Below are 751 nucleotides of genomic sequence, written 5' to 3'. Positions count from 1 at the left end.
CACCGAGGATGTTCAGTGTTTTGACGACGTGTTGGCGGTCGTCGAGCTGCCGGAAGGTCTCCAGGCCGGCCTGACACAGTCGGACGGCGGTAAGGAGCTCTTCAGGGAGGGGCAGGGTTTCGGCCAGATTGATGCGGATCATGGCGCGATCGGAATCGGTGCCGGAGATTCTGCTCAGGGTGAGCGACTCCTCGAAGGTCCGCCGGGCCGACTGCTGGTCGCCCATTTCCAGATAGACGTTGCCGATGTTGTTGAGGGCCTGTCCCTCTTTCCGGATATCGCCGCTGCGCCGTGCTTCGGAGAGCGCTTCGAAGAACGCGACGAGCGCCTCCGCCGGCTCGGAGAGATGGAGCAGGATGATGCCGTGCCCGTTGGAGTACCTGATCCGGTTGGCTCGGTTGATCGGCAGGGTCAGGGCCTTCCGCTGCAGATCCAGTGCGGTCTCGTACTCGCCGGTGCGCAGGTGCAGTCGGGCCAGTTGGGTGAGGGCCTCGGCCTCGCCCTCCGGGTCTCTCGCCGCCCGGGTCAGCGCGAGTGCCCGCTCGCCTGCCTCTCCGGCCAGGGAGTTGCGGGAGGTGTTCGAGTAGCTGACGCTCAGGTCGATCCGGCTGCGGCCCTCGGCGCGGCGGTTCCCGACGGTCCGCCAGTGGGCGGACGAGGCGTGGTGCATCTCCGCAGCCGCCACCCAGTGCCCTTCCTGGCGGAGGAACTCGGCCAGGACATGGGAGAGTTGAGCGGCCTCGACCATCAG

The 751-nt window shown here is 67.0% G+C and carries 1 protein-coding gene; it reads right to left on the bottom strand.

Annotation, left to right across the window (positions count from 1 at the left end):
* Positions 1-751: tetratricopeptide repeat protein (locus ABD323_RS42635; protein WP_344447424.1), on the bottom strand; the 751-nt coding region annotated here is incomplete at both ends.

This window comes from Kitasatospora nipponensis, from assembly GCF_039528135.1.
Taxonomy (GTDB): Bacteria; Actinomycetota; Actinomycetes; order Streptomycetales; family Streptomycetaceae; genus Kitasatospora; species Kitasatospora nipponensis.
This window is presented reverse-complemented; position numbering and strand designations above follow the sequence as displayed.